Origin of the sequence: Citricoccus sp. NPDC055426 (genome assembly GCF_040677445.1) — a bacterium.
Taxonomy (GTDB): Bacteria; Actinomycetota; Actinomycetes; order Actinomycetales; family Micrococcaceae; genus Citricoccus.
Map to the genome: position 1 here is coordinate 316,752 of NZ_JBFARZ010000001.1, position 20,927 is coordinate 337,678.

Here is a 20,927-nt window from a genome sequence, read left to right on the forward strand (position 1 = left end):
TCGAGGGCAGAGATCACCAGTGATCTCTGCCCTCGAAACGTCGGGTTCGGCTGGAGGTCAGGAAGCGCTGTCGGCCCGGCCGGAAGCTTCCTGCTCAGGGGCGGGCTCCAGAGCGATGATGACGGACTTGGTCCGGGTGTAGGCCTCCATCTGCTCGGGGCCGTTCTCCCGCCCCCAGCCGGAGGCCTTGACTCCGCCGAAGGGCATCGCCGGATCGAGCATCCCCCAGGCGTTGACCCAGATGATGCCGGCCTCCAGGGCGTCCGCCACGCGGTGCGCACGGGAGATGTTCCCCGTCTGGATGCCGGAGGCCAGCCCGTAGTCGGTGCTGTTGGCCAGCTCGATCGCCTCCTGCTCAGTGTCGAAGGGCTGGACGGTGAGCACCGGGCCGAAGACCTCCTGCTGGACGGCCTCGGCGGAGTTCGCGACGTCGGCCAGGACCGTGGGGCGGTAGAAGAAGCCGCCGTTGATCTCGGCCGGCTCGCCACCGGTCACCACGCGCGCACCGGAGGCCTTGGCCTGCTCGACGGCGGCCGTGACCTTCTCGAGCTGGCGGCGGTTCGCGAGGGGACCGATGACGGTGCCCGGGTCCTTCGGATCGCCGAACGGCACGTGGGGCACGGCGCCGGCCAGGGCCTCGAGGAACTGGTCGTAGACGGCCCGCTCCACGAGCAGGCGGGGGCCGCCCATGCAGAACTGGCCCGTGTTGAAGACGAAGGCTGAAATGGAGGTCTCCACGGCCTGGGCCATATCGGCGTCCGCAAAGATGATGTTCGCGGCGTTGCCCCCGAGCTCGGCGGTGACCGGGCGCAGCGCCTGTCCGGCCACGGCGGCCACATGGGCCCCGGTCTGGGTGGACCCGGTGAAGGCCACCTTCGCCACCTGCGGGTGGGCGGTCAGGTGGTCGCCGAGGTCCGAGCCGTAGCCGGTGACCACGTTGTAGACGCCGTCCGGGACACCTGCCTCGCTGAGCAGCCGAGCCGTCAGCAATGCCGAGAGCGGGGTGTCCTCGGCCGGCTTGTGCACCACGGTGTTCCCGGCGGCCAGGGCCATGGCGATCTTCGAGGTGGAGAGGATGAGCGGGAAGTTGAACGGGGTGATGGCCGCCACCACGCCGAGCGGCTCCCGCTGGGTGTAGGCGTGGGCCGGCAGCGGGACGCGCCGGACCGCGCCGTCCAGGTTCTGGGCCAGGGACGCCGCGTATTCGTAGGTGTCGGCGGCGGTGTTGACGTCCACGGCACGCGCCAGGCTGATCGGCTTGCCCACGTCCAGGCTCTCCACCTGGGCGATCTCCTCGGCGTGTTCACGGAACAGTTGGGCCACTCGGATCAGCACCCGGGACCGCTCCCGGCCGGAGATCCGTGACCAGACGCCGCTGCGGAAGGCGGCGTGGGCGGCGCCCACGGCGGCGTCGAGGTCTGCGGTGGTGCCGGCGGGAACGGTGGCGACCTGCTGCGCCGTCGCGGGGTCCAGCACGGGGATGGTGCTGGAACCGGTGCCGGTTGTCGACGTGCCGTTGATGTAGTGCTGCGCCTCGCGCAGGTGGTCGGGGAGACGGTACTCGGTCATGGGTGGGCCTTTCACTCAAGGGATATGACCAAGAGTCTATGGGGATAGTGATGGCCCTCACAGGCCTGGCGGTTGCGGTGACGGGGGCCTACGTTGGATCTATGGCACATGTGAACGATCCGGCGACCATTCGCACCCTGTTGACGGACCGCGGGGCCCGCTGGGCCGTCGTCGGGCTCTCCCCGAACCCCCGCCGCGCCGCGGTGGGAGTCTCGAAGTTCCTGCGGGACGAACTGGGGATGGAGATCATCCCCGTGAACCTGGGCGGGCAGGAGGTGCACGGCGAACCGGGCTACCGGAAGTTGGCGGACGTCCCGGGGCAGATCGACGTGGTGGACTGCTTCGTGAACTCGCAGAAGGTCGGCGCGGTCGTGGACCAGGCGATCGATGTCGGGGCGAAGGCGGTGTGGCTGCAGCTCGGCGTGATCGACGAGGCCGCCGCGCAGCGGGCCGCCGAGGCGGGGCTGGACGTGGTCATGGACACCTGCCCGGTGATCGAGGTTCGCAACGACGCGTCCCTGCGGGGCTGAAACCCGCGGCCGTCAGCCGGTGTCAGGCGTCGTCGGCCTCGTAGCGGGAACGCATGACGGAGTAGACGCCGAACACCATGAGTCCGGCACCCACCAGGGCCAGCAGGACCGGCCCCATCGGCTGGTCTTGTAGTGCCTTGAGGGCGCCGTCCATGCCGGTGGCCTCCTCGGGGTCCTGCTGGACGGTGGCCACCACGAAGAGCAGGCCCACCAGGACGAGCACCACGCCTTTCGCGGGATAGCCGATCGTGCCGGCCACCCGGATGGCCCGGGAGACCTCCCGGCTGCTGCTCGCGCGCAGGTCATCCATGAACCGCTGGGTGAGGCCCTTGTAGACGTGGAAGCAGCCGATGCCGATCACGGCGATCCCGGCGACGACCAGCAGGACCGCTCCCGCGAGGTGGCCCATGAGGGCCGCCGACAGCGAACTGGTGGACCGCCCGGAGTCCTGGCCGCCGCCGAAGGCGGCCACCGTGAACAAGACCCCGATCGCCACGTAGAGCGCGGCCTTCCCCAGGTCCTTGACGCCGTCCGCGGCAGACTGACGATCCCAGATCGCCTCACTGAGGTGCCAGAGTCCCAGCAGGGCACAGCCGGCCGCGCAGATCCAGACCAGCACCATGCCGAGTGGATGGGAGGCCAGCAGCTGGATGGCCCCGCCCTGGTCCGCATCCTCCGGCGCCGAGCCGAAGGCCAGACTCCACGCGATGGCGCCGATGACCACGTGCAGCACCCCGCTGGCGACATGTCCTGCCCGGGCCGCTGTCCGGAACCAGGGGTGTTGGGCGGCCGACTCGGCGCGGGATGAGGCCTTCTGGACGGCATCGGCCGCCGCGTCCGGACCATGCCGGCGCACCGTCTGCTCCATGTGGTCCGCCGGGCGGGAGGAGTCCGGTCCGCCGGAGGCCCGCGGGCCGGGCGAGGGATGGGGAGACGGCGTGGAGTGCGGGGACATGACTGCAGGGTATACGTCCGCGGGCCCCGCCGCGCAGGTCCTGGCCGCTAGGCTGGGGCCATGATCTTCATCGTCGTGAAACAGCAGGTCAAGCCCGAGTACGCCGAGCGTTTCCTGGAGATGGTGCGCCCCTTCACCGAGGCCACCCGGGCGGAGGAGGGCAACCTCTTCTTCGAGTGGTCCCGCTCCGTGGAGGACCCGAACGAGTTCGTCCTCGTGGAGGGGTTCAAGGATGACGCCGGCGAGACTCACGTCAACAGCGCGCACTTCGCCGCCGGGCTGGAGGCCATGCGCGAGGCGCTCGCCGCCACCCCGAAGATCATCAGCCGCCAGATCGAGGGCGAGGGCTGGGACGAGATGGGCGAGCTGAAGATCAGCTGACCCTTGGCTTTGAGTCGATTTCGTGTGGGTGTTTTGCGAACACCCACACGAAGTCGACTGAAAACGCAGCGGAGCGAGCTCCGACTGCTCAGGCGGCGTTGGCCGCCCGTGGGGCTCCGATGCCCGGATCGATCTGGTGTGGCCCGGCCGAGGAGGGCCGGACGTCAAACTCGAACATCGCCGTCGGCAGGTAGACCGTGGAGCAGGAGTTCGGGATGTCCACCACCCCGGAGAGTCGGCCCTCGATCGGTGCGGCCCCCAGCAGCAGGTACGCCTGCTCGGGGGAGTAGCCGAACTTCACCAGGTAGTCGATCGCGTGCAGGCAGGCCCGCTGGTAGGACAGGTGCGAGTCCAGGTAGCGCTGCTCACCGTCCAGGGTGACCGAGGTGCCGGAGAAGGCTAGCCACTCGCTGAACTGCGGCTCTACCCGGCCGGGCATGAAGATCGCGTTCTCATGGACGCCGTAGGTGTCCATGCCGCCCTTGATCAGGTCCACGTGCAGGTCGATGAACCCGCCCATCTCGATGGCGCCACAGAACGTGATCTCACCGTCGCCCTGGGAGAAGTGCAGATCCCCCACGGACAGGTTCGCCCCGTCCACGAACACCGGGTAGAAGATCCGGCTGCCCTTGGACAGGTTCTTGATGTCCTGGTTGCCGCCGTTCTCCCGGGGCGGTGCGGTGCGCGCGGCCTCCGAGCCGACGCGCTGCCATTCACCCCGGTCCAGCCCGCCGAGGACGGCGTGGTCTGCCTCCGGCGGCAGGGCCAGGGGCGGGACACGGTGCGGGTCCGTGGCGATCAGATCGCCCTCACGCTTGTTCCACTTCGCCAGCAGCTCGGCCGAAGGCGCCGTACCCATCAGGCCGGGGTGGATCAGCCCCTCGTAGGAGACCTCGGGGATGTGCCGGGAGGTGGCAACCTGGCCCTTGAAGTCCCAGACCGCCTTGTAGGCGTCCGGGAACTGGTCGGTCAGGAAAGCGCCGCCGTTGTTCTTGGAGAAGATGCCGGTGTAGCCCCAGCCCTGGCCGGCCAGGGGACCGCTGTCCTCCTGCGGGATGGGGCCGACGTCGAGGATGTCCACGATCAGCAGATCACCGGGCTGGGCTCCCTCCACGGCGAACGGGCCGGAGAGCTTGTGCACCGTGAGCAGCGGGGCGTTGAGGATGTCCTCGGCCGAGTCGTCGTTGACGATCGCCCCGTCGAACCACTCGCGGCAGTCGACTCGGAAGCTGTCTCCGGGCTTGACCGTGGCGATCGGTGGGACCTCGGGATGCCACCGGTTGTGGCCGAGCTGTTGTTGGTCCTCGAACTTCCGACTGGAATCCAGGGGAAAGATGTTCTGTGGCATGGTGCTTCGTTTCCTTGATGTCAGGGCCCGTTATGGCCGGGGTAACTTCTGGTGCAGGGGGTGGGAGGTGTGACGGGAGGCAGCCGGCCGGCCACCTTCCGCCGGAATGGACGTCACCACGTCGGGCGATTCGGCGCTACGCCGGGTGCTGTCCATGAGTTGGAACGCTGAGGAGCCACTGCGGGAGAGCCTCGGGATGCTGATCTGACGTGCAGCCGCAGCGCCACAGTCCGGGCAGTCCACGGCCTCCGGCACGGCTGCCATGCTGAATGTGACATCGATGGTGGTGCCGGCGGGGCACCGGAACTCATACAGCGGCATGGGCATTCCTCCTCGGTGGGGTTTCGGGTGGTCGAGTTTCGGCGGCGGGGGTGTCCTGCTGGCGGCCCAGCATCACGGAGACGGCGAGGGCGAGCACACCGCAGACGCCCATCACCCAGGTCCAGAAGGAATCCGACTGGTACTCCCCGGTCAGCAGCAGCAGGGCGGGGATGGTTCCAGTCAGGTGCGCCACGATCACGGTGAACCACCCGGTGGTGCGCGTCAGGGAGTCCTTGCGCAGCCCGAGCACCAGGAAGAACATGAACCACAGCACGGCCCAGATGAGCCAGATGGCTCCGAAGACCGGATCATTGACCGAGGTGAAGTTCAGGTACCCCATGACCACGGCCACGACGGCGACGAACAGGGAGAACCAGCCCAGGCCCTCGCCGGCCAGGTTGAAGGTCTGGTTGAGGGCCACGTAGAGGTAGGTGAAGCCGAAGAGGTAGAGGCCGGAGGCGCCGAGCACCACGGCCGGATCGCCTTCGGACTGGAGGATCAGCAGGGTCGGGAAGATGACCTGCATGAAACCCACGAAGTAGTTCATCGGGGCGGCAGCCTTGCCTGGGATCTTGCCCAGCAACATCAATCCGTTGATGAACAGGACTGCGCCAACGTAGAGGAGACCAACACTGCCCACGGCGACCTCCTTGAGACGCGCACCGTGAACAAGCGATCAGTGGATGGGGGGAGGGGGGATATGGTGCCTGGTCCGGTGCGGGGGAGTGATGACGATCAAGGTAGCCCGGCCGTGATGCGGCAACAAGGTCTGGTGACCTCTACCCAGTCGAGATCCAGCTGTGACCCTCCCGCTACCTGTCCGCTACCCCGCGCCGGACCACTCTGTCACACTGGTGCGCATGGTGTTCCAGCACATCGCCGCGGCGGAGGACTGGGCCCGCGCCCGGGAGGCGGGGTTCTACGACCGCTCCACGCGCGGAGCCTCCATCGAGCAGGTCGGCTTCATGCATGCCAGCAACGGCCCGGACCAGGTGGCCACCGTCCTGGCCGCCGTCTACGCCGAGGCCACCGAACCCCTCGTGCTGTTGACGCTGGACCCGGCGGCCCTGCACCGCGCCGGGCTGCGGGTCATCCTGGAGCCGGGAGACCCCCAGAGGCCCGACGGCGAGTGGTTCCCGCACGTGTACGGTGGGCCGATCCCGGTGGCCGCGGTGGCCGACGTCGTGCCGATCCACCGGCCGACCCGGGACGGCACCGAGGCAGCGGACGCGTACTCGGTGATGGACGAGGCGCACCTGGCACGGGCGATCGACCTCGCCACGGCGAACGCCACCTCGGGCGGCGGGCCGTTCGGCGCCCTGGTGGTGACCCCGGACGGGCAGGTCTTCCAGGGGACCAACCAGGTGACGGCCACCAACGATCCCACGGCCCACGCCGAGGTGGAGGCGATCCGGGCCGCCGGGGCCGGGCTCGGGGACTTCGACCTGGCCGGGGCCGTGATCTACGCCAGTTGCGAGCCGTGCCCCATGTGCCTGGGCGCGGCCCTGTGGTCCCGGGCGGACCGCGTGGTGTTCGCGGCCAGCCGTCGGGACGCGGCGGCCGCCGGCTTCGACGACGCCGCGTTCTACGACTACTTCGAGTCCGGGCGCCGGGAGTTGATGCCGGTGCTGCAGCGCCGCACCGAGCGGTCCGGGGAGCCCTTCACGGCCTGGCAGGCGAACGAGGACCGCACCGCCTATTGATCAGCCGAAGTACCGCGGCATGGTCCCGGCCCAGGCGGTACGCAGCTCCTCGATCGGCAGGGTGAACTGGTCCTGCACCTCGAGCGCCTCCGAGGCCACGTCCACCACGCCGATCCGCGCCACGGGGAAGCGGCGGGCGGTGGTCATGTCCTTGAAGCGGACCTCCTCGGTGCGCGGCACGGCCACCAGGGCGCGGGCCTGCGACTCGGAGAACAGGGCGGTGAAGGCGTCCACGCCGTCCCGCTCGGTGATCTCCTCCAGGTTCACGCGGGTGCCCACGCCGAAGCGCAGCACCATCTCGGCCAGCGCGGCGGCGAGCCCGCCCTCGGAGAGGTCGTGGGCGGCGTCGATCATGCCGTCCCGGGAGGCGTTGATCAGCAGGTCGCCGAGCAGCTTCTCCGCAGGCAGATCCACCCGCGGCGGCACGCCGCCCAGGTGTCCGCGCAGGTTGGCGAACTCCGAGCCGTCCAGTTCGTCGGCGGTGACGCCCATCAGGTAGACGGCCTGGCCGTCCGCCTCGGCGTGGAAACCGGAGGGGGTGCGCCGGGCCACGTCGTCGAACTTGCCGAGCGTGGCCACCACCGGGGTCGGGTGGATCGGGTTCGAGCCGGTCTGGTTGTACAGCGAGACGTTCCCGCCGGTGACAGGGATGCCGAGCTCGAGGCAGGCGTCGGAGAGTCCGCGGATGCCCTCGGCCAGCTGCCACATGACCTCCGGGTCCTCGGGGGAGCCGTAGTTCAGGCAGTCGGAGACGGCCATCGGGATGGCGCCGGAGGTGGCCACGTTCCGGTAGGACTCGGCCAGGGCCAGTTGCGCGCCCGCGTAGGGATCCAGGTAGGCGTAGCGGCCGTTGGCGTCGGTGGCGACGGCCACCCCGAGCCCGGTCTCCTCGTCCACGCGGATCACGCCCGCGTCGTCCGGGGCGGCCAGTGCGGTGTTGCCGCCCACGTACCGGTCGTACTGGTTGGTGATCCAGGACTTGTCGCACATGTTCGGGCTGGCCATCAGCTCCAGCACGGCGGAGCGCAGGTCATCGCCCGACGACGGCAGGCCGGATCCCGCGGCGGAGTCCCGGAAGCGGTCGGCCACCAGGGCGTCCTGCCGCTCCGGCCGGTGGTACGGGCGGTCGTAGACGGGGCCGTCATGGGCCACGGTCTTCGGGTCCACGTCCACGATGGTCTCGCCGTCCCACGTGATGACCAGGCGGTTGGTGTCCGTGACCTCGCCGAGCCAGGAGTACTCCACGCCCCACGTGGCCATGACCTCCTCGAAGGCGTCCACGTTCTCGGGGGAGACCACGGCCATCATGCGTTCCTGGGACTCGGACATCAGGATCTCGCCCGGGGTCAGGGTGGGATCCCGCAGCAGCACGTCGGTCAGCTCCACCTGCATGCCGCCGTCGCCGTTGGAGGCCAGCTCGGAGGTGGCACAGGAGATGCCCGCGGCGCCGAGGTCCTGGATGCCCTCCACCAGGGAGTTCTTGAACAGCTCGAGGCAGCACTCGATGAGCACCTTCTCCGCGAAGGGGTCGCCCACCTGGACGGCGGGACGCTTGGAGGGCTTGGTGTCGTCGAAGGACTCGGAGGCCAGCACGGAGGCGCCGCCGATCCCGTCCCCGCCGGTGCGGGCGCCGAACAGTACGATCCTGTTGCCCACGCCGGAGGCGTTGGCCAGACGCAGGTCCTCGTGGCGCAGCACGCCCACGGCCAGGGCGTTGACGAGCGGGTTGCCCTGGTAGATGGGGTCGAAGACGGTCTCGCCGCCGATGTTCGGCAGGCCCAGGGAGTTGCCGTAGCCGCCGATCCCGGCCACCACGCCATGCACCACGCGCTGGGAGTCCTCGTGGTCGATGGCCCCGAAGCGCAGCGGGTCCATCACGGCCACCGGGCGGGCGCCCATCGAGATGATGTCCCGGACGATCCCGCCGATGCCGGTGGCGGCACCCTGGTAGGGCTCCACGTAGGAGGGGGAGTTGTGGGACTCGATCTTGAAGGTCACGGCCCAGCCGTCCCCGAGGTCCGTCACGCCGGCGTTCTCGCCGATGCCGACCATCAGGTCCTTCTTCATGTCCTCGGTGAGCTTGTCGCCGAACTGGCGCAGGTGCACCTTGGTGGACTTGTAGGAGCAGTGCTCCGACCACATCACGGAGTACATGGCGAGCTCGGCGGCGGTGGGCCGGCGGCCGAGGATCCGCACGACCTCCTCGAACTCGTTCTGCTTCAGGCCGAGCTCGGCCCAGGGCAGCTCGGTGTCCGGGGTGGCGGCGGCGTGCTCAACCGTGTCGATGTTGAACTGACGGGTCTCGGTGGTCTCAGCGGTCACTTGCTGCCTCCTGCAGTCGTTCCGGCAGTGTGTCCGGCGCCCCCGGCAAGGGACGCCAGCACGGACGTGAAGACGCCCAGCCCGTCCGTGCCCAGGCGCATGCCCGCGGGGGAGTCCGGGCCGAAGCCGGGTTCCACGGCGTGCTCCGGGTGGGGCATCAGGCCCACTACGTTGCCGGCGGCGTTGGTGATCCCGGCGATGTCCCGGCGGGATCCGTTCGGGTTCACGCCCACGTAGCGGAAGGCCACCCGGCCCTCGCCCTCGAGCTCATCCAAGGTCTTCTCATCGGCCACGTACTGGCCGTCCTGGTTCTTCAGCGGCACCGTGATCTCCTCGCCGGCGGCGAAGTCGCGGGTCCAGGCGGTGGTGTTGTTCTCCACGCGCAGCACCTGGTCCGTGCACAGGAACTTCAGGTGCTCGTTCTTGATCATCGAGCCCGGCAACAGGTGGGACTCGGTGAGGATCTGGAAGCCGTTGCAGATGCCGAGCACCGGCAGGCCGCCACCCGCCGCGGCGATGATGGCGTCCATCAGCGGGGCGAAGCGGGCGATGGCTCCGGCGCGCAGGTAGTCGCCGTAGGAGAATCCGCCGGGGATGATCACGGCGTCCAGTGAGGACAGGGCCTTCGCGCCGTCCGCCTCGGCGTGCCACAGGGCCACGGCCTCGCCGCCGGCCAGGCGCACGGCGCGGGCGGCGTCCCGGTCATCCAGGGTGCCGGGGAAGGTGACCACGCCGATGCGCGCCCCGGTGAGGACGGGCCCGGCGGTGGAGAAGTCCCCGATCAGGGGCAGCTCGGCGGCTGTATTGTGCTGTGCGGTCATCAGGCGCCCTGGCCCTCGGCCGCCTGCACGGCCTCCGCCGCCTGCCCTATCCCGCCGGGTGCCCCGGGGTCCGCGAGCACGGCCACGTTGACGACGTCCTCGATCACGGGGTTGGAGAGCAGGTCCACGGCGGCCTGGCGTGCCTGGGCGAGCACCTCCTCGGTGACCTCGCCGTCCACGGTGAGCTCGAACCGGCGGCCCTGGCGGACCGCGGTGAAGCCGGTGAAGCCGAGGCGGGGCAGGGCGCCGGCGATGGCCTTGCCCTGCGGGTCAAGGATCTCGGGCTTGGGCATGACGTCGACGACGATCGTGGGCATGGAGGACTCCCGGTGGTATGCGTGAGGGCTCCGTCCAGTCTAGCGGTGACCGCCCCGCCCCAGCGGCCTACGCTGAAACCATGACCCGGCCTCAGAATCCACCCGCGAACCCCGCCATGGACCCCGCCCTGGAATCCCTGCGCTGCCCCTGCGGGGGAGGGGACGTCTACGGTTCCTGCTGCGGGCGCTGGCACGGGCGCTTCACCGCGGACGGGACGCTGGCCGCGCCCACCGCCGAGGCCCTGATGCGGTCGCGGTACTCAGCGTTCGCGCTCGCCTCATCCGGGGACCTGCCGCAGGCCGAGGCCTACCTGCTGGCCACCTGGGCGCCCGAGACGCGGCCTGCGGAGCTGGCCCTGGACGCCCCGGGGCAGGGGCCGGACGCGGACCTGGGCTGGGTGCGGCTGGAGGTGGAGTCCACCGTGGGCGGCGGGCCCTTCGACGACGACGGCGCGGTCACCTTCACCGCCCACTTCCGCACCCCGGCGGGCCGGCACGCCCAGCACGAGACCTCTCGCTTCGTCCGCCGCCAGGGCACGTGGCTCTACCGCGACGGTGACGTGTCCTGACTAGGCGCGAAGTGACCTGACCTCGTCACAACGGTGGGGGCGACGTCACTTCGTGCCCGGAGGGGTCAGGCGCCGGAGTTGATCCGGTTCAGCACCAGCAGCACGGTCACCCCGACCGTGAGCAGCAGTCCGGGCACCGCCAGCACCAGCTGGGTCCGCTGGTTCATCACCATGACGGCCACGAACTCCCGCAGGTAGGCGCTGGGCACGTAGTAGCCGGCGGTGCCGCCACCCACCACGTCCGCGTCCACGCCGAGCCGCCGAGACAGCAGGGCGGTCCGGGGCGCGTGGTAGTTGTTCGTCGCCACGAGCAGGTGGCCGGGGGAGGCTCCGGCCGGCAGCGCCCCGTCCGCCACGGCCCGGGAGAGGCGCAGGTTCTCCTCCGTGGTGCGCGAGCGGGCCTCCGGCAGCACCCGGTCCGCCGGGACCCCGTGCTCCGCGAGGTACTCAGCCATGGCGGCCGCCTCCGCGCGCGGCTCGTCCGGCCCCTGCCCACCGGAGGGGATCATCGGCAGTCCGCCGCCCTGGGCCGCCCACGCGCGCCGCCCGCGGTCCAGCCGGGAGGCCAGCAACGGCGAGACCGCACCGTTCACCAGGCCCGAGCCCAGCACCACCACGGCATCCGCCCCGGACCGGGGCCCGCGCCGTGCATAGGCCACCGTGAAGACCAGGAACGTCAGGAAGGAGAGCCCCACCTGGGCGGAGAGGAAGAAGGCCAGGGCGGCCGCGCCGATCCCCACGGGATGGAACGTCGCCGCCAGGAGGAAGGCCGCCACGGGCAACGCCAGCAGAGCGACCCCCGCCAGCAGGGAGAGCAGGTTGCCCAGGCTCCGACCCTCCCGGCGCACCATCTGGAAGCCGTTGCGGATGAGGAACCCGGCCAGCACGAGCACCGAGAACGGCAGCGCCAGCAGCACCAGGCCGATCAGCGACTGCAGCTCCGGGGAGAAGTACGCGGCGAACTCCAGCACGGCGCCCCAGGCGAACCAGGCGCCCACCAGCAGCAGCGCGGCGGTGCGCAGCCGCCGCGGCTCGGCCTGCCACATGCGGCGGAACAGCAGCCAGCAACCGAGGGCGAGCAGCGCGCTGATCACCGCGGGTCCCCGTCCGTCCACGCCGTCCCGGCCAGCGCCCGCACGGTCTCCAGCTCGGCCAGCAGCCGGCCCCGCAGCCCGTTGGCCTCCTCCGCGAAGCCCCGTTGCAGCCGCACGTACTCGGCGCGTCCGGCCGGGGTCTCGATCCGGATCGGCTCCAGCCCCCAGTCCGCCAGCTCGTAGGGGGAGGCCCGCATGTCCATGGTGCGGATCCGCCAGGCCAGTTCGAAGCAGTCGGCCACGAGGTCGGAGCCGATGGCGGGCAGCAACTTGTAGGCCCACTTGTAGACGTCCATGTTGGCGTGCAGGCAGCCCGGCTGCTCCAGGTCCACCTGAGTCTCGCGCGTGGGCTGGAGGGCGTTCAGCGGCGCCGCCTCGGGGGCGTAGAAGCGGAAGGCGTCGAAGTGGGAGCAGCCGATCCGCTGCGACTCCACCACCTCATTGGTCCCCTCCGCCCCGAGCCGCAGCGGCACGGTCGAGTGACGCACCCCGTGCACCTCCGAGCGGTAGGCCATGGCCCACTCGTGCAGTCCGAAGCACGCCAGCCGGGCGGGGCGTTGCGCGGTCAGGCCCAGGATGCGTCCGGCGAAGTCGATCATGGAGGCCCGGCGCTGCGCGAAGGCGGGGACGTCCACCGTCCAGCCGCCGTCCTCGAGTCCGCTGCGTGGCTGGACCCATCGGTAGAACTTCCAGCCGCCCCCGGTGCCCGGCCCGCCGGTCCGGTGGTCGCCGTCCTGGTGCCCGACGGCGGCCGGTGACCTCCCAGCGCCGGGTTCCGGGCCGGCGTCGGGCCCGGGGTCCGCGGCCAGCACCGTGCCGGCCCCCGGGTGCCAGCGCTCCAGGGCGCCGGGGGTGAGGGAGTAGTAGGAGAACAGGAAGTCGTGCACGGGATGCCGCACCCCGGCCGCGTGAAGCTGACGCAGCGGCTCGGTGTAGGCGGCGATGCGCGCGCGGTGGGCCTCGGCGGCGGACCGCCACTGGGCCTCGGGCAGTACCCGGGGCTGGCCCGCGGGGGAGCGCTGGGGCGGGGGTGTGGTGGCGGCGAAACGGGACACCCAACCAGCGTACGGTCCTGAGCCCTCCCCGTGCAGTCCCGGACGGTCTGGGAGGATGGGCGCGACACTTCGTGTAAAAGATGTGTTTCAGGCCTTCCGTTGGCCGTCCGGCTCGGGTAAGTTGCCGTCATCCCACCTTTGTGGTTGTCATCACTCGCACCGCTCTCACCAGGGCTTCCGCACCGTCTCGCGTCCTGTCGGCCGAACACCGCGGCGGCCGATCGCAACCACGGAGACCACTCGCCGGGCACAACCGTGCCCGGCTCGCACCTTGGTGAGGAAAGGCGAGGTTCATGTCCACGAACCCCAGAATGGCCCGGCGACGCCGGGCCTTGACCGCCACATTGGCGGGGATCGGATTGCTGGCCGCCCCTCTGGCGGCGATCCCGGCCGTCGCGGCCCCGGCCGAGGGCGTCTCGACGCCCTCGATCGATCAGGCACTGCAGGCCGGTGCCGAGTACAAGGACGGCCGCTACTTCGTGATCCTCAAGGAGGATCCGGTGGCCACCTACACCGGTGGCACGGCGGGCTTCGCAGCCACCGCCACCGAAGGCGGCGGCCTGGACGTGGACGCGCCCGCGGTCCAGAAGTACGGCAGCCACCTGACGGCCAAGCAGCTCGAGGTGGCCAGCTCGGCGGGCTCACGCCTGACCGTGGAGCGTCACTTCACCACCGCCCTGAACGCCTTCGTCTCCGAGCTCACCGCCGAGCAGGCCCGCGAACTGGCCAAGGACGACCGCGTCCTGGGGGTCTCCGAGGTGCAGCAGTACGCGCCGGACTACTCCTCCACCGAATTCCTCGGACTGCCCGGCCCGGGCGGGGCCTGGAACAACCACTTCGGCGGCGTGGCGGGCGCCGGCCAGGGCGTGGTGGTCGGCGTCATCGACACCGGCTACTACCCGGACCAGGAGATGCTGGCCGGCGAGCCGGTGGCACCGTTGTCCGGACAGCCCCAGGTCGGCGAGCCCTACCTGGACTCCTCCGGGCAGATCGCCATGCTCAAGGCCGACGGCACCACCTTCCGCGGCGACTGTGAGGCCGGCGAGGACTTCGCCGGGGACGAGTGCAACTCCAAGGTGCTCTCCGCCCGCTACTACTCCGAGGACTTCGAGGCCTTCGTGCCCGAGGAGAACCGGGACCCGCGCGAGCGGCTCTCCCCGCTCGACATCTCCTCCCACGGCACCCACACCGCCACCACCGCGGCCGGCAACCACGGCGTGGACCAGATCATGAACGGCGGCGCCTCCTACGGTGAGGGCTCCGGCGTGGCCCCGGAGGCCAAGGTCTCCGTCTACAAGATCTGCTGGGAGGACACGGACCCGGACACCGGCGGGTGCTACGGCACCTCCTCCGTGGCCGCCATCGAGCAGGCCATCGTGGACGGCGTGGACGTGCTGAACTACTCCATCTCCGGGTCCAACAACTCGGTGGTCGACCCCGTCTCGCTGGCCTTCAAGTCGGCGGCCGAGGCCGGGATCTTCGTCTCCGCCTCCGCCGGCAACTCCGGCCCGACCGCCCAGACGGTCAACCACTCGGCGCCGTGGCTGACCTCGGTGGCCGCGTCCACGTTCTCCAACGAGCTCTCGGGCACCGTCGAGTTCCCGGATGGCAAGAAGTTCCGCGGCGTCTCCTCGATGACCGAGGGCGTCGGACCGGCAGACATCGTGCTGGCCAGTGAGGTCGGTGTGGCCGGCAAGACGGCGGACGACGTCCGGCTGTGCGCCGAGGGCGCCCTGGACCCGGTGGCCACCGCGGGAACGATCGTGGTCTGTGACCGCGGCGTGTACGACCGCGTGGCGAAGTCAGCCGAGGTGGAGCGCGCCGGTGGCGTGGGCATGGTGCTCGTGAACATCGGTGGCGGCTCCGAGGACGCGGACCTGCACTCGGTGCCGACCGTGCACACCTCGGACGAGACCATCAAGGACCTGGTGGCCTCCACAGACCAGCAGGCCACCCTCGTGGTCGGGGACACCACGGACCTGGATCCGGTCCCCGTCCCGCAGATCGCCGGGTTCTCCTCGCGCGGGCCGTCCACCGCGGTGGACTCCGAGCTGCTCAAGCCGGACGTCGCCGCCCCGGGCGTCAACGTCCTGGCCGGCGTCTCCCCGCTGGATCCCATGTACAACGGCGATTCCTACGGCCTGATGTCCGGCACCTCCATGGCGGCGCCGAACCTCGCCGGCATGGCTGCCCTGATGAGCGCCAAGTACCCGGACTGGTCGCCCATGGCCGTGAAGTCGGCCATGATGACCTCCGCCGGTGACATCCTCAACGCCGACGGCTCGGCCAGCGCGGACAACTTCGCCACCGGGGCCGGCTCTGCCGACCCGGCTGCGATGGTCAACCCGGGACTGGTCTACGAGGCCGACGCCCGCCAGTGGGACGCCCTCATCCTGGGGGACATCGCCGGCCGGGACGTCAACGTGCCCTCGATCGCGGTCAACGACCTGCTGGGCGCCGCGACCGTGACCCGCACCGTCACCGCCACCGAGACGGGGACCTGGTCCGCCCAGGGCTCCGTGCCCGGCTACGAGGTGACCGCCTCCCCGGCGACCCTGTCCCTCCAGGAGGGTGAGTCCGCCGAGGTGGAGATCACCCTGACCCGCACCGACGCCGAGGCGGACGTGTGGAGCCACGGTTCCTTCACGCTGGCCCGTCCGGGCGCCACCGCCGTCACCTCCCCGGTGACCGTGCGCTCCGTGGACGTGCTGGCCGAGGACGCCCTCCAGGGTGAGGGTGCCTCCGGTGCCGCCGAGACCGAGCTCGAGTCCGGGGTCACCGGAACCCTCGAGCCCGAGGTCGAGGGCCTGGGACTGGCCGAGCTGGAGGACTTCAGCAAGGTCCCCGGCGGCCTCTACGGCGGGGACGACGACTCCAACCACCTGACCGAGACCGTCATCACCGAGGGCACCACGTCCGTGACCTGGTCCCTGCAGGCCGGGGACGAGCAGTCCGACTGGGATCTGTTCGTGGTCACCCCGGCCGGCGACGTGATCCAGGAGGCCACCGCCTCCGGTTCCGAGGAACTCGTGCTGACGGACCCGGAGCCGGGGACGTACTTCGCGATCTCGAACCTGTACTCCTCACCGGGCAGCGCCTCCGTGCCGGCCAGCATGGAGACGGTGGTGCTGGAGGGCGACATGGGCAACCTGTCGGTCACCCCGGACCCGCTGGCCGTGCAGAACGGTGAGACCACGGACGTCGAGGTCGAGTGGTCCGGTCTGACACCGGGCATCTGGAAGGGCTTCGTCGAGTGGGCGCCGGGCACCCGCACCGCGGTCTCCGTGACCGTGGACGAGGGCGATGTCCCGCCGGTCTGCGAGTTCGACGACTTCACGGACAACGATCCGGGCTCCCGGTTCTACGACTCGGTGCGCTGGATGCAGTGCAACGAGATCACCGAGGGGTACAGCGACGGCAGCTACGGCAAGGACAAGGACATCTCGCGTGGCGAGTCCGTGGCCTTCATCTACCGGTACGTGGACCCGGAGTTCACGCCCGAGGGTGAGACCTTCCCGGACGTCCCGCAGGACCACACCTTCTACGAGCCGATCTCCTGGGCCCAGGCCGAAGAGATCTCCGTGGGCTACGTGGACGGTGAGTTCAAGCCCCTGCGGGAGGTGACGCGCGCCGAGTTCGCCTCGTTCGTGTACCGCGCGCTGCAGCCCACCGAGGACGGCACCGGTGAGACGGAGTTCACCGATGTCCCGGAGAGCGACGCCGCCTATGACGCCATCACCTGGATGGCGTCCCACGGGATCTCCAAGGGCTACTCGGACGGGTCGTTCCGTCCCGATCAGCCCATCACCCGCGGCGAGGTCGCGGAGCTGATGTTCCGCACCGACGGCGTGGTCGGCGGTGAGTAGCTGACCGTTCCACACCGCCCCCGCGGGCAGTGCAGGAGGCCCCGTCCCGGATCCGTTCCGGGGCGAGGCCTCCGCCGTGGTGCCAGACCACGCAGCGGTGTCGGACCACACTGATCCTGTCCCGGAACCTCAAGCTGGCCCCGCCGGACTCCGCCCCTTGACCTCCCCGCTGTGAGGACTATCCCCACCGGTAGGGATTGCCCTCAAAATGCATGAGAGGCAACACCCAGACAGAACGACGACGGCCGGTCACCTTCCCGCGGGAGGTGACCGGCCGTCGTCGGCCTGGTGGTGTGTCCGGTCCTACGACCGGGAGGGCAGCCGAGCTTACCGGCCGGTACCCCCGTGGACGACGGCGTCCTCGTCTGCGTCGAGCCCGAAGGCCTGGTGCACGGCGCGCACGGCGGTGTCCAGCATGTCCTCACGCGTGATGATGGAGATGCGGATCTCCGAGGTGGTGATCATCTCGATGTTCACGCCGGCCTGCTTCAAGGCCTCGAAGAACGTGGCGGAGACGCCCGGGTTGGAGCGCATGCCGCCACCGATGACGGAGAGCTTGCCGACGTGCGGGTTCAGGAGGGCCTCCTCGAAGCCGATCTCCTCCCGCGCGGCCTCGAGGGCCTCCATGGCCGTCTTGCCGTCCGTGATCGGCAGGGTGAAGGAGATGTCTGTGCGCCCGGTCTCCACGCGGGGGACGTTCTGCACGATCATGTCGATGTTCACGCCGGCGCCGGCGACCACGTTGAACACCTCGGCGGCCTTGCCCGGGAAGTCCGGGACGCCGTAGACGGTGACCTTGGCCTCGGAGCGGTCGTGGGCAACGCCTGAGACGATCGGCTGTTCCATGGGTTCGCCTTCCTCGATGGTGATGGTTTCTTCAGGATTGGGGCGCACCCAGGTGCCCTCGTTGTGGGAGAAGGAGGAGCGCACATGCAGCGGCACGCCGAAGCGGCGGGCGTACTCCACGCAGCGCAGGTGCAGGATCTTGGAGCCGGCCGCGGCCATCTCCAGCATGTCCTCGGACGTGATCTCGTCGATCTTCCGGGCGGAGGCCACCACGCGGGGGTCCGCGGTGTAGACACCGTCCACGTCCGAGTAGATCTCGCAGACGTCCGCGTTCAGGGCGGCGGCCAGCGCCACGGCCGTGGTGTCCGAGCCGCCGCGGCCCATGGTGGTGATGTCCCGGGACTCGCGGCTCATGCCCTGGAAGCCGGCCACGATCGCGATGTCCCCGGCGTCCACGGCCTCCTTCACCCGGTCCGGGGAGACGTCGATGATGCGGGCGTCCCCGTGCAGGCTGTCCGTGAACATGCCGGCCTGGGAGCCCGTGAAGGACTGGGCGGTGGCGCCCTGGGAGTGGATGCCCATGGCCAGCAGGGACATGGAGATGCGCTCGCCCGCGGAGAGCAGGATGTCCATCTCCCGGGCGGGGGGCTCGCCGTTGATCTGTTCGGAGAGGTCCAGGAGCTCATCGGTGGTGTCCCCCATCGCGGAGACCACCACCACCACCTGGTGGCCAGCCTGCTGGGTCTCGACCACGCGTTGGGCCACGCGCAGGATCCCTTCGGCATCGGCGACGGATGACCCGCCGTACTTCTGGACGATCAGACTCATGCAAGGACCTCAGAGTGAATGGGCGTACCGCACTGTGGCGGCCTGGCAAAGGGTTGGTGTTCAGTCTAGGGGGAGCCGGCACTCAGCCCCCTCGCATGACCCGTTAGGTCACGGAACGGTAACGCTCCCGCGTTTTCGTGGCGATCCCCACCGCTGTGGATTGCCCTGAAAACGCGGGGTGCGGCGTGCGTGCGGCGTGGCTCGGGCTGGATGCTTGCCGCCGCCGGTGCCGTGCCGCACTATGTACCCATGAGCGCAGATACCGGCACCGTCCCCGCCAGTGAGGTCCCGGTTCCTGCCCCGGACCCGGGGGGCGCGGGCATCACCGTGACGTCGGTGACGCGCAGCTTCGGTGCGGTGCACGCCCTGCAGGGCGTGGACCTGACGGCCCCGGCCGGGGCCATCACGGCCCTGGTGGGCCCCAACGGCTCGGGCAAGACCACCCTGATGCTGGTGCTGGCCTCCCTGCTGAAGCCCGACGCCGGCTCCGTCACCATCGCCGGTGCCGACCCGGTGGTGGATCCGGGCGCCGTGCGACGAAACACCGGGTGGATGCCGGACACCCTCGGGGTGTGGGAATCGCTGACGGCCCGCGAGATCCTCGTGACGATGGGCCGGTTCTACGGGATGGACCGGGATGCGGTGCGTTCCCGGGCGGGCCAACTGCTGGAGTGGCAGGAGCTGGCCACCCTGGCGGACCAGCCGGCCCGGGTGCTCTCCCGCGGGCAGCAGCAGCGGCTCTCCCTGGCACGCGCCCTCATCCATGACCCGCAGGTGCTGTTGCTGGACGAGCCCGCCTCCGGGCTCGACCCCGGGTCCCGGATCCGCCTGCGGGACGACCTGAAGCAGATGGCCGCCGCCGGCAAGACCATCCTCGTCTCCTCCCACGTGCTCTCCGAACTCGACGAGATGGCGGACCTGGCCGTCTTCATCCAGGAGGGGGCCACCGTCCGGATCGAAGACCTCAGCCGGGACGGTTCCGCCGGCGGCCGCTACCTGATCACCGCGCTGGACGTGGCGGAGCTGCGGGCGGCGCTGGAGCACTACTCGATCGCGTACCGGTCCGCCGGGCGCCGCCAGGACTCGCTCAGCGTGGAGGTGGCCTCGGCCGCGGAGGCCGCCGACATGCTGGCCACACTCGTGGGGGCCGGGGTCCGCGTGCTGTCCTTCACACCCGGGGCCTCGCGCCTGGAGACGACCTATCTGGAGCTGGACCGGATGCGCTCGGTGGACCGCGAACCCTCCGGACAGGCCCACGAAGGGGGAGTGCAGTGATGACCATGACGCAGTCACCGGACCGGCCGGGGTCGCCGCTGCCTCCGGAGCCGGGCCGGGCGGGGCCGGCGCAGCGCCTGGGCTGGCGCGCCGCCCTCGGGAACATCATCCAGATGGAGCTGCGCCAACGCCTGCGCACGCGCAGCTGGTACATCATGCTGGCCGTCTGGTTCGTGGTCATCGGCCTGGTCACCTGGGGCGCGGTGGCCAGCTTCAACACCCTGGCCGGTGAGGACCTGTTCTTCGGGCCGGGCCGGTTCGTGTTCGAGGCCGTGGTCGGCTTCGTGCTGTTCTTCGGCCTGCTGGTGGCCCCGGCGATGTCCGCGAGCACCGTCAGCGGGGACCGGGCCGGAGGCACCCTGGCGATCGTCCAGATCACGCTGGCCACCCCGGGGCAGCTGCTGGCCGGGAAGTGGCTGGCGTCCTGGATCGCCTCGCTCGGATTCCTGGTGGCGGCCCTGCCGTACATCATCCTGGCCGTGGTGCTGGGCGGGCTGGATGTGCCGGGACTGGTGGTCTTCGTGCTGATGGTGGCGGTGGAGCTCGGGGTGGTCTGCGCCATCGGCACCGCGGTCTCCGCGATCGTGGCCCGGACCCTGTTCGCCGTGGTGGTGACCTACCTGCTGGTGGCCCTGTTCTCCCTGGGCACGCTGATCGCCTTCGGGCTGACCGCGCCGCTGGCCGTGACCTCCGTGCCCGCCAACCGCGCCGTCTACCCGGACGAGCTGCCCGGCTTCGACGAGGAGACCGGCTACGAGTCCATCGACTGGACGCCCGTGCGCTGCACCGGTCCGATGATGCCCACGGAGACCCTGGACGCGCGGTCCACATACTGGATGCTGGCCGCGAACCCCTTCGTGGTGGTGGCTGACGCCGTGCCGCAGCCGGAGAAGCCGCCCTATGATCCGGACGACCCGGCGACGTGGTCCCCGGACGGGGTCATGACGTCGGTCTCCACCGGCGTGCGGTTCCTGCAGCGCCCGCCGGAGATGAACGTGGAATGCGCCCACGGCGAGCTGACGGACCAGGCGGAGGTGGCCGCCCACGACGGCACCCCGGTGTGGCCGCTCGGGCTGGGCATCCAGCTGGTGGTGGCCGGTGCCCTGTTCGCCTGGGGCCGGGCCCGCCTGGTGGCCCCCGCCGCCCGCCTGCCGCGGGGGACCCGCGTGGCCTGACCGGCCGCCGTC

General features: G+C 70.5%; 18 protein-coding genes and 1 pseudogene. 8 read left to right on the forward strand and 11 right to left on the reverse strand.

The window, feature by feature from the left end:
* Nucleotides 1–57: 57 nt before the first annotated feature.
* Nucleotides 58–1,569 (reverse strand): aldehyde dehydrogenase family protein, encoded by a 1,512-nt coding sequence (locus tag AB0K08_RS01445; protein WP_363350924.1) that lies wholly within the window; start codon nt 1,567–1,569, stop codon nt 58–60.
* Nucleotides 1,570–1,670: 101 nt separating this feature from the next.
* On the opposite strand from AB0K08_RS01445, the gene AB0K08_RS01450 reads away from it, so the two are divergent.
* Nucleotides 1,671–2,099, forward strand: a complete 429-nt coding sequence (locus tag AB0K08_RS01450; protein WP_363350926.1) for a CoA-binding protein — start codon at nt 1,671–1,673, stop codon at nt 2,097–2,099.
* A gap of 22 nt (nt 2,100–2,121) precedes the next feature.
* Here the strand turns inward: AB0K08_RS01450 and AB0K08_RS01455 are convergent, their stop codons facing one another.
* The gene (locus AB0K08_RS01455; RefSeq protein ID WP_363350928.1) at nt 2,122–3,054 is read right to left on the reverse strand and encodes a DUF1206 domain-containing protein; all 933 of its coding nucleotides are present in this window, start codon (nt 3,052–3,054) and stop codon (nt 2,122–2,124) included.
* Between the two features lie 60 nt (nt 3,055–3,114).
* Between AB0K08_RS01455 and AB0K08_RS01460 the strand changes: the two genes are divergently transcribed.
* Nucleotides 3,115–3,435 carry a putative quinol monooxygenase gene (locus AB0K08_RS01460; protein ID WP_363350930.1) on the forward strand — a complete coding sequence of 107 codons (321 nt, stop codon included), beginning with the start codon at nt 3,115–3,117 and terminating at the stop codon, nt 3,433–3,435.
* A gap of 88 nt (nt 3,436–3,523) precedes the next feature.
* Here the strand turns inward: AB0K08_RS01460 and fmdA are convergent, their stop codons facing one another.
* Genes fmdA through AB0K08_RS01475 form a run of 3 tightly spaced genes read right to left on the reverse strand, consistent with a single transcriptional unit; the run spans nt 3,524 to nt 5,744 of the window.
* The gene (fmdA, locus tag AB0K08_RS01465) at nt 3,524–4,783 is read right to left on the reverse strand and encodes a formamidase (protein ID WP_363350933.1); all 1,260 of its coding nucleotides are present in this window, start codon (nt 4,781–4,783) and stop codon (nt 3,524–3,526) included.
* Nucleotides 4,784–4,813: 30 nt separating this feature from the next.
* Complete coding sequence (locus tag AB0K08_RS01470) at nt 4,814–5,110, reverse strand: zinc ribbon domain-containing protein (protein WP_363350935.1); 297 nt, start codon at nt 5,108–5,110, stop codon at nt 4,814–4,816.
* Nucleotides 5,091–5,744, reverse strand: coding sequence for an AmiS/UreI family transporter (locus tag AB0K08_RS01475; protein WP_363350937.1), 654 nt, complete (start codon nt 5,742–5,744; stop codon nt 5,091–5,093). The genes AB0K08_RS01470 and AB0K08_RS01475 overlap by 20 nt, the downstream gene beginning before the upstream one ends.
* 220 nt (nt 5,745–5,964) lie before the next feature.
* Here AB0K08_RS01475 and AB0K08_RS01480 point away from each other — a divergent pair.
* A pseudogene (locus tag AB0K08_RS01480) lies at nt 5,965–6,276 on the forward strand (DUF952 domain-containing protein); the annotation flags it as partial.
* Nucleotides 6,277–6,345: 69 nt separating this feature from the next.
* Nucleotides 6,346–6,807, forward strand: a complete 462-nt coding sequence (locus AB0K08_RS01485; RefSeq protein WP_363351834.1) for a nucleoside deaminase — start codon at nt 6,346–6,348, stop codon at nt 6,805–6,807.
* Here AB0K08_RS01485 and purL read toward each other — a convergent pair whose 3' ends face one another.
* The 3 genes from purL to purS are packed head-to-tail and all read right to left on the reverse strand — an operon-like array spanning nt 6,808 to nt 10,267.
* Nucleotides 6,808–9,129 carry a phosphoribosylformylglycinamidine synthase subunit PurL gene (gene purL / locus AB0K08_RS01490; protein ID WP_363350939.1) on the reverse strand — a complete coding sequence of 774 codons (2,322 nt, stop codon included), beginning with the start codon at nt 9,127–9,129 and terminating at the stop codon, nt 6,808–6,810.
* Nucleotides 9,126–9,950 (reverse strand): phosphoribosylformylglycinamidine synthase subunit PurQ, encoded by an 825-nt coding sequence (purQ, locus tag AB0K08_RS01495; protein WP_363350941.1) that lies wholly within the window; start codon nt 9,948–9,950, stop codon nt 9,126–9,128. The genes purL and purQ overlap by 4 nt, the downstream gene beginning before the upstream one ends.
* Entirely contained in the window at nt 9,950–10,267 is a 318-nt protein-coding gene (gene purS, locus AB0K08_RS01500; RefSeq protein WP_363350943.1) for a phosphoribosylformylglycinamidine synthase subunit PurS, read from the reverse strand. The genes purQ and purS overlap by 1 nt, the downstream gene beginning before the upstream one ends.
* Nucleotides 10,268–10,347: 80 nt before the next feature.
* Here purS and AB0K08_RS01505 point away from each other — a divergent pair, with 80 nt between their 5' ends.
* The gene (locus AB0K08_RS01505; protein WP_363350945.1) at nt 10,348–10,836 is read left to right on the forward strand and encodes a YchJ family metal-binding protein; all 489 of its coding nucleotides are present in this window, start codon (nt 10,348–10,350) and stop codon (nt 10,834–10,836) included.
* 65 nt (nt 10,837–10,901) lie between these two features.
* Here the strand turns inward: AB0K08_RS01505 and AB0K08_RS01510 are convergent, their stop codons facing one another.
* Both AB0K08_RS01510 and AB0K08_RS01515 read right to left on the reverse strand, forming a co-directional pair.
* Nucleotides 10,902–11,930 carry a YdcF family protein gene (locus AB0K08_RS01510; protein ID WP_363350947.1) on the reverse strand — a complete coding sequence of 343 codons (1,029 nt, stop codon included), beginning with the start codon at nt 11,928–11,930 and terminating at the stop codon, nt 10,902–10,904.
* Entirely contained in the window at nt 11,927–12,922 is a 996-nt protein-coding gene (locus AB0K08_RS01515; RefSeq protein ID WP_363351836.1) for a 3-methyladenine DNA glycosylase, read from the reverse strand. The genes AB0K08_RS01510 and AB0K08_RS01515 overlap by 4 nt, the downstream gene beginning before the upstream one ends.
* A gap of 356 nt (nt 12,923–13,278) precedes the next feature.
* On the opposite strand from AB0K08_RS01515, the gene AB0K08_RS01520 reads away from it, so the two are divergent.
* Nucleotides 13,279–16,851 (forward strand): S8 family serine peptidase, encoded by a 3,573-nt coding sequence (locus AB0K08_RS01520; protein ID WP_363350949.1) that lies wholly within the window; start codon nt 13,279–13,281, stop codon nt 16,849–16,851.
* 327 nt (nt 16,852–17,178) lie between these two features.
* Here the strand turns inward: AB0K08_RS01520 and AB0K08_RS01525 are convergent, their stop codons facing one another.
* Entirely contained in the window at nt 17,179–18,465 is a 1,287-nt protein-coding gene (locus AB0K08_RS01525) for an aspartate kinase (RefSeq protein ID WP_363350951.1), read from the reverse strand.
* Nucleotides 18,466–18,714: 249 nt separating this feature from the next.
* On the opposite strand from AB0K08_RS01525, the gene AB0K08_RS01530 reads away from it, so the two are divergent.
* Nucleotides 18,715–19,740: an ABC transporter ATP-binding protein gene (locus AB0K08_RS01530; RefSeq protein ID WP_363350953.1), complete on the forward strand. Its 1,026-nt coding sequence runs from the start codon at nt 18,715–18,717 to the stop codon at nt 19,738–19,740.
* On the forward strand, nt 19,740–20,915 hold the full coding sequence (locus AB0K08_RS01535) for an ABC transporter permease (protein WP_363350955.1): 1,176 nt from the start codon (nt 19,740–19,742) through the stop codon (nt 20,913–20,915). Before AB0K08_RS01530 ends, AB0K08_RS01535 begins: the two co-directional genes overlap by 1 nt.
* The last annotated feature ends 12 nt before the right edge of the window (nt 20,916–20,927 follow it).

Coding starts and splice junctions, on each gene's coding strand:
- AB0K08_RS01445 (WP_363350924.1), bottom strand. CDS start 1,569: ATGACCGAGTACCGTCTCCCCGACCACCTGCGCGAGGCGCAGCACTAC.
- AB0K08_RS01450 (WP_363350926.1), top strand. CDS start 1,671: ATGGCACATGTGAACGATCCGGCGACCATTCGCACCCTGTTGACGGAC.
- AB0K08_RS01455 (WP_363350928.1), bottom strand. CDS start 3,054: ATGTCCCCGCACTCCACGCCGTCTCCCCATCCCTCGCCCGGCCCGCGG.
- AB0K08_RS01460 (WP_363350930.1), top strand. CDS start 3,115: ATGATCTTCATCGTCGTGAAACAGCAGGTCAAGCCCGAGTACGCCGAG.
- fmdA (WP_363350933.1), bottom strand. CDS start 4,783: ATGCCACAGAACATCTTTCCCCTGGATTCCAGTCGGAAGTTCGAGGAC.
- AB0K08_RS01470 (WP_363350935.1), bottom strand. CDS start 5,110: ATGCCCATGCCGCTGTATGAGTTCCGGTGCCCCGCCGGCACCACCATC.
- AB0K08_RS01485 (WP_363351834.1), top strand. CDS start 6,346: ATGGACGAGGCGCACCTGGCACGGGCGATCGACCTCGCCACGGCGAAC.
- purQ (WP_363350941.1), bottom strand. CDS start 9,950: ATGACCGCACAGCACAATACAGCCGCCGAGCTGCCCCTGATCGGGGAC.
- purS (WP_363350943.1), bottom strand. CDS start 10,267: ATGCCCACGATCGTCGTCGACGTCATGCCCAAGCCCGAGATCCTTGAC.
- AB0K08_RS01505 (WP_363350945.1), top strand. CDS start 10,348: ATGACCCGGCCTCAGAATCCACCCGCGAACCCCGCCATGGACCCCGCC.
- AB0K08_RS01520 (WP_363350949.1), top strand. CDS start 13,279: ATGTCCACGAACCCCAGAATGGCCCGGCGACGCCGGGCCTTGACCGCC.
- AB0K08_RS01525 (WP_363350951.1), bottom strand. CDS start 18,465: ATGAGTCTGATCGTCCAGAAGTACGGCGGGTCATCCGTCGCCGATGCC.
- AB0K08_RS01530 (WP_363350953.1), top strand. CDS start 18,715: ATGAGCGCAGATACCGGCACCGTCCCCGCCAGTGAGGTCCCGGTTCCT.
- AB0K08_RS01535 (WP_363350955.1), top strand. CDS start 19,740: ATGACCATGACGCAGTCACCGGACCGGCCGGGGTCGCCGCTGCCTCCG.